This window comes from Kitasatospora sp. NPDC057542, assembly GCF_042801945.1.
In the GTDB taxonomy this organism is placed as follows: domain Bacteria; phylum Actinomycetota; class Actinomycetes; order Streptomycetales; family Streptomycetaceae; genus Kitasatospora.
This window is the reverse complement of sequence record NZ_JBHVFE010000535.1, coordinates 1-5,655: the sequence shown is the minus strand read 5'-3', so window position 1 is coordinate 5,655 and position 5,655 is coordinate 1. Positions and strand designations below refer to the sequence as shown.

The window sequence follows — 5,655 nt, the reverse complement described above, 5'->3', positions numbered from 1 at the left end:
GGCTGCGGCTCGGTGACCCGGCAGCGCAGCCAGCCGGCCCGCCGGCCGGCGACCACCGAGGCGGTGTGCCCGGCGGGCACGAAGACGACCACCTCGCCCGGCCGGTTGAGGCCACCGGTGGTGTCGCTGCCGGTCTCGCAGGCGATCCAGCGCGCGCCGTCCCACACCTCCCAGGCCAGCGGCGGTTGCCGCGGGTCGACACCGACGCCCTCCACCCGGCTGTCCAGCCGGACGATCAGGATGCAGCGCGGCACCACGGTCGGCAGGGCGAAGAGCATGGCGTCCCCGGCTGCCGGGCGCGGCTGGAAGCACGGCACGTCCGCGCCGTCGGCCAGCCTGGCCGTGCCGTCGGACTGCTCGCCGGAAGCGGAGACGGTGACCAGCCGCTCCAGCGAGCAGGGGACGATCGGCAGGTCCTCGGCGGTGGAGAAGACCACCGCGTCGTCGGTCTCGGTGCGCAGCGTGGAGACCTCGGTGCCGGCCCGAAGCAGGACCGTCTCGGGCTGCGGGGCGGAGAGCCAGAAGTCGACCTCGGCCCGGGCCGCGGCGGGCGGGAAGAGCCGGATGCCGAGCAGGTCGAGGAAGGCGGCGTAGTTCTTCTCCGGTACCCGGTTCAGCCGGTAGAGCAGCTGGTCCACGAGGTAGGCGAAGGTCTCGATCAGGGTGACGCCCGGGTCGGAGACGTTGTGGTCGGTCCACTCCGGGGCACGCTGCTGGACGTACCGCTTGGCCTCGTCGACGAGCTGCTGGAAGCGGCGGTCGTCCAGGTTCGGGGAGGGCAGTGCCATCAGCGCTCACCCCCGTCAACCGTGTCGAGGGAGTCCGCGCCCGGGTGCTCCGGGATGGTGTAGAAGGGGAAGACCAGGTTGCGGCGGTCGTTGGTGGCCCGCACGGTGTAGTGGACGTCGATGTAGAGCGTGCCCTCCTCGACGCTGTCGAAGGCGATCACCACGTCGTCGACCTCGATCCTCGGCTCCCAGCGCTCCAGCGCGATGCGCACCTCGCGGGCGATCCGCCCGGCGGTGGTGCTGTCCCCCGGGGCGAAGACGTACTCGTGGATGCCGCAGCCGAATTCGGGCCGCATGGGCCGCTCGCCGGGGGCGGTGCCGAGGATCAGCCGGATCGCCTCCGCGAGCTCCCGGTCCCGGTCCACCATGCCGATGCCGCCGGTGGCGTTCACCCGCAGCGGGAAGGCCCAGCCGCGGCCGATGAAGCTGCTCGTCATACGCCGCCCCCGATCAGGACGTTGAACGCGCCGGTGGTGATGGTCGCGCCGCAGGTCGTCTTGTCGCCCATGCGGGCCGCGGGCAGGCCGCCGATCAGCACCACTCCCCCGGTGACCGCGCCCGGGGAGGGCATGACGAGGTTGCCGGGGCCCAGAGCCAGGTGCGGGGGGACGACGCAGGCGTGCACGGTGCCGACGACGGCGGCGGGGCGGCCGCCGATCAGCACGGTCGCCACCTTGAGGGCGCCCGGCGGCGGGGTCGTGAGGGCGCCGCCGTGGTCGGTGAGGTCGCCGGTCCGGGCTGCGGGAGGCATGTGCGGTCTCCGTTTCCGATGGTGGTGTCTGCTGGTAGGTGTGACATGACGTTCCGTCAGTTGATCCGGACGAAGGCCCCCTTGAGCACCGCCTCGGCGCCGCCGTCCACGGTGACGGAGGTCGTCCCCCGGACGGTGACGGATCCGCCGCGCACGTCCACCGTTCCGGTGCCCGCGTCCAGGGTGATGCCGGAGGAGGAGAGCCGCACCGTGCTGCCGGCCGCGCCGCCGAGGCCGTGGACGGTCAGCACGATCTCGCCGCGCTGCTGGTCCAGGCTGACCTCCAGCTTCCCGTCCCCGCTCGCCAGCCGGACGCCGGACTTTCCGCCGGGCACGTCCAGCAGCTCCATCCGGTGGCCCGAACGGGACACCACGGAGCGGCGGTTGACCTTGCCGGCGGCCGCGTCGACCAGCGGCACGTCGTGCGGGGAGGGCCGGTCCACGCCGTTGTAGAGCCCGCCCAGCACGTACGGGCTGTCCAGGTCGCCCTGCTCGAAGCCGACCAGCACCTCGTCGTTGACCTCGGGGCTGACCACGCCGCCGCCCCCGGCACCGCCCCACTGCACGGTGCGCACCCAGTCGGAGACGTAGGCGTCGTCCAGCCAGGGGAACCTCAGCTTCACCCAGCCGCGTTGCCCGCCGCCCGGCTCCCGGACGTCGGTGACCACGGCGACGGCCAGGCCCGGCATCCGCGGCCCGCGCGGCGGCGCGTTGCCGCCGCTGGTCAGACCGGCCAGCGAGCGGTCGGGGGCCGCGCTGACCACCACGGTGGTGCGGTAGCCGCGGAACGGTTCGAGCAGGTGGCGCACACCGGTGGCGGTGTAGCGGCCGGAGAAGGCGGCGCCGACGTTGCCCAGGGCGACCGCGGTGCCCGCCCGCAGCCGCGGGTTGCCCTCGGCGACCACCTCCAGCTCGCCGAATCCGGCCGCCACCGAGGCGGCCAGCGACCGGGCCACCGAGGCGGTCTCCGCCTGGGTGCGGTACGGGGTGTCGGCGACGGTCAGCCGGGCCTGGCCGGGGAAGGCGGAGGTCACCGCCGAGGGGCTCATCCCCGGCTGCACGGTCCGGGAGGTCACCGCGGGCTCGGTGGCGACCAGGGCGCTCTTGGTGGTGACGTTCCAGCCGCGCGCCTCGACCGTGTCCGCTCCTCCGGCGCCGGTCAGCACGCCGCGCAGCTCCAGCAGGTTGCGGCCGTACTCCAGGACCAGCGGGTTCTGCGGCGCGGGGGTGGAGGGGGCCGGTGCGCCGGAGGCGGGCTCGGGGCGGACGAACTCCAGCTTCCCGTCGTCGTCCACCCGCACCTGGGCGCCGCTCTCCTGGGCCAGGAACTGGAGGAACTCCCAGTCCGGGACGTTCGCCTGGGAGAGCTGCTGGTGGACGACCGGGAAGGAGTCGACCTTCCCGCAGGTCAGACCCGCTCCCGCGGCGACCTCACGGACGATGTCGGCGGTCGTCATGTTCCGGAACGCCTTCACCCGGCGCCCGCGCATCAGCCGGTGGGTGACCGCGGAGGCCCGCACCACGGTGTACGAGCCCGTGGTGTCCACCTCCAGCTCCAGCGCGGTCACCTCGCCGGTGAACAGCCGTGCCCGGGTGTTCCCCTGGACGGTGACCACCGACACCCGCAGCGGAGTACCGATGGTGATCCCGGTGGCGGCGAGGAAGGTGTGGTCGGCGTCCCGGAAGGACAGCACCGCGGTGTCGGGCAGGCCGACGCTCTCCTCGATGTCGCAGGAGACCAGCTGGGTCGCCCAGATCGGCGGCAGCGGGCCCGGCGCCTCGACGACGGGATCCGCGGCGAAGGACCGGCCGCCGCGGGCCTCGGGAGTGGTCATGGCCGTCCGCCCTGGGTGAGTTCGTCGATCCCCGGCACGATCAGCTCCGCGCCGGGGACCAGCGCCAGCGGATCGTCGATGTCGTTGGCCTCCGCGATGGTGCGCCAGGCGGTGGCGTCCCCGTACGCGCGCCAGGCGAGCAGCGGCAGGCTGTCGCCGGCGATCACCCGGTGGGTGCTGCGGGCCTCCGGCGAGCCGGAGGTCGGGTTCTGGCCGGCCGGGTCGACGCTGGCCTCGTCGATGCTGAGCGAGCAGACCGCCCGCAGCGGTTTCCCGTCGACGTCGAAGAGCGAGTAGGTGACCGAGAGGCCGGTCAGCACCCCGTTGAACGACGTGGTCTTCAGGGTGCCCCAGTCCAGCCGGATCCACGGGCTGGCCGGCGTCTTGCGCGCCAGGCTGGTCGGGGTGGGTACGCAGGCCGTCATCAGTTGCTCCACCGCCCGCTCCACCGAGTTGTCGTGGGTCGCGGTGGAGTCCAGGAACACGTCGAGGGAGAGCGAGCGCGGACCGCTGCCGACGAACTCGGGCAGCGCGGACTCGCCCGCCATCCGGGACGGGGTGCGCCGCCACTCGGTGGTCTTGCGCAGTACCAGGGTCGCCGGGTTGAACTGGAGCCGGAGCTGCGCGAGCGTGCCGCCGGGCTGGGCGCCGACCGTGGACGGTGGCTCCATGATGGTCAGTTGGGCCCGGGTGACGCTCGCGGGGACCGCTGGGGACATCCTGGTGCTCCTTCCGTGGGCCGGGCGGCGGGGGGCTGGGGGTGCGGGGTGGGGTCAGGACGGGCGCAGGCCGGCGTGGGCGATCTCCAGGGTTTCCATCGCGGCCTGGGAGTTGGCCGGGTCGAACGACGGGCCCTCCCAGCGCACCGGAACGATCCCGAGCACCTGCCAGCCGACGATCCGGCTCAGGTCCGGCCGCAGCGCCACGATCTCGCCGTCCTTCGGCTCGACCTTCCGGACGATCTCGGCGAGCCAGCGGGCGATCTTGGTGGTGTCCGCGGTGACCGCCCGGGTCAGCGTGATGTTCGACCAGGTGATGCGGCCCGGCAACTGCCAGGCGAAGCCGTTGTTGCCGCCCTCCGCGTACTGCTCGATCTCGACCTGGGCGCCGAGCCCCGAGCAGGTGGTGAACTCGCCCAGGTCGTTGCCGCCGATGGTCAGGCTGAAGAACACACTGGACGCGAAGATGTTGTCGGTCATCGGTTCCGCTCCCTGCTTCCGGTCACGTCGCTGCGGCCTCCTGCCGGCCGTCCGCCTGGTCCACGCTCTGGTTCGCGTGCTGATCCGCGTTCCGGTCCACGCTCAGCGGCGCATGTCGTACGGTTTGCCACTGCGCTCCCGGCCCCTGCGCAGTTCGGTGCGCAGCAGCCGGCCGACCGGTTCGACCAGCCGCCGGGCCAGTTCGTCGAGGTCGGCGGGGTCCGCGGGCGGCTCGGCGGGCGGTCCGCCGGGGGCGCTCCCGGGGGCCTTCGCAGGGGGTTCTACGGCACGCTGCACCGTGGTGGGGGTGCGTGCGGGCACGGCGGTCAGCGGAATCCCGGTCAGGCCGTTCTGCTCGGCCACCCGCTGCAGCACGCGTGCCGTGCCGGGCGCGGACGGCGAGGTCGGTGCCTGTGGTGCGGGCGGTGCGGACCGTACGGCGGGGGCGTTCGTGGCGTGCCCGGTCGGCAGGGACCATGACACGACGGGCGCCGGCGCGGTGGCGGGCTGCGGGCCCGCCGACCAGCCCGTGCCCGACGGAGACGCGAGGACGGGCGGCTGCGCCGGCGCCGGCTGCGGAGGCCGGGACGTGGCCGGAAGGCGCTGGATCGGCGGGGCCGTCACCGGCCTGAGCCGGACGACCGGCGGGTGCGGGGCGCTCGCCGGGCCGGACGGCGAACCGGGGGCGCCGGGGCTCGGACGCCCTGCGGACGTCGTCGGCATGGCGGCACGCCGCGGGGCCGGGCGGCCCGCGCTCGTGGCGCCGGGCTGCGGTTGCGGTTGCGGTTGCGGTTGCGGCTGCGGCTGCGGCTGCGGCTGCGGCTGTCCTGCCCACGGACGTGCCGGGACGCTCACGTCCGGTACTGCGGCACGGGGTCGACCGGGCAGGACGCGTGGCGGGGCCGCGGGTGCGACAGCGACCGCCGTGGCGGTGGGCGCCGCCGGACCTCCGTGGGCCGTCGGGTGACCGGCCGCCGTCCGGCCGGCCGCCGGCTCCGACGAACGCCGGGAGAACGCACGTTGCACAGCGGCCACCACTCCGCGCGGCGCAGTCGCACCCGGGGGGCGGAGCCGTACCGGAC

At 74.4% G+C, this 5,655-nt stretch carries 7 protein-coding genes; all 7 read right to left on the bottom strand.

Annotated features, from left to right (window positions below; genetic code table 11):
- On the bottom strand, positions 1-788 hold a 788-nt coding region (locus tag ACFU7Y_RS38805; RefSeq protein WP_380771180.1), incomplete at its 3' end, for a putative baseplate assembly protein.
- Positions 788-1,225, bottom strand: coding sequence for a GPW/gp25 family protein (locus ACFU7Y_RS38800; protein WP_224283539.1), 438 nt, complete (start codon positions 1,223-1,225; stop codon positions 788-790). The genes ACFU7Y_RS38800 and ACFU7Y_RS38805, both read right to left, overlap by 1 nt.
- Positions 1,222-1,539: a PAAR domain-containing protein gene (locus tag ACFU7Y_RS38795; RefSeq protein WP_224283540.1), complete on the bottom strand. Its 318-nt coding sequence runs from the start codon at positions 1,537-1,539 to the stop codon at positions 1,222-1,224. Before ACFU7Y_RS38795 ends, ACFU7Y_RS38800 begins: the two co-directional genes overlap by 4 nt.
- Positions 1,540-1,595: 56 nt before the next feature.
- Positions 1,596-3,374, bottom strand: coding sequence for a VgrG-related protein (locus ACFU7Y_RS38790; protein WP_224283541.1), 1,779 nt, complete (start codon positions 3,372-3,374; stop codon positions 1,596-1,598).
- The gene (locus ACFU7Y_RS38785; RefSeq protein WP_224283542.1) at positions 3,371-4,093 is read right to left on the bottom strand and encodes a LysM peptidoglycan-binding domain-containing protein; all 723 of its coding nucleotides are present in this window, start codon (positions 4,091-4,093) and stop codon (positions 3,371-3,373) included. The genes ACFU7Y_RS38790 and ACFU7Y_RS38785 overlap by 4 nt, the downstream gene beginning before the upstream one ends.
- Before the next feature lie 54 nt (positions 4,094-4,147).
- Positions 4,148-4,573 carry a phage tail protein gene (locus tag ACFU7Y_RS38780; protein WP_224283543.1) on the bottom strand — a complete coding sequence of 142 codons (426 nt, stop codon included), beginning with the start codon at positions 4,571-4,573 and terminating at the stop codon, positions 4,148-4,150.
- A gap of 102 nt (positions 4,574-4,675) precedes the next feature.
- Positions 4,676-5,056 (bottom strand): hypothetical protein, encoded by a 381-nt coding sequence (locus tag ACFU7Y_RS38775; protein WP_380771179.1) that lies wholly within the window; start codon positions 5,054-5,056, stop codon positions 4,676-4,678.
- Between the last annotated feature and the right edge of the window lie 599 nt (positions 5,057-5,655).

Excerpts from the sequence above, each read along its gene's own strand:
- ACFU7Y_RS38795 (WP_224283540.1), bottom strand. The coding sequence starts at position 1,539 with ATGCCTCCCGCAGCCCGGACCGGCGACCTCACCGACCACGGCGGCGCC.
- ACFU7Y_RS38790 (WP_224283541.1), bottom strand. The coding sequence starts at position 3,374 with ATGACCACTCCCGAGGCCCGCGGCGGCCGGTCCTTCGCCGCGGATCCC.
- ACFU7Y_RS38800 (WP_224283539.1), bottom strand. The coding sequence starts at position 1,225 with ATGACGAGCAGCTTCATCGGCCGCGGCTGGGCCTTCCCGCTGCGGGTG.
- ACFU7Y_RS38780 (WP_224283543.1), bottom strand. The coding sequence starts at position 4,573 with ATGACCGACAACATCTTCGCGTCCAGTGTGTTCTTCAGCCTGACCATC.
- ACFU7Y_RS38785 (WP_224283542.1), bottom strand. The coding sequence starts at position 4,093 with ATGTCCCCAGCGGTCCCCGCGAGCGTCACCCGGGCCCAACTGACCATC.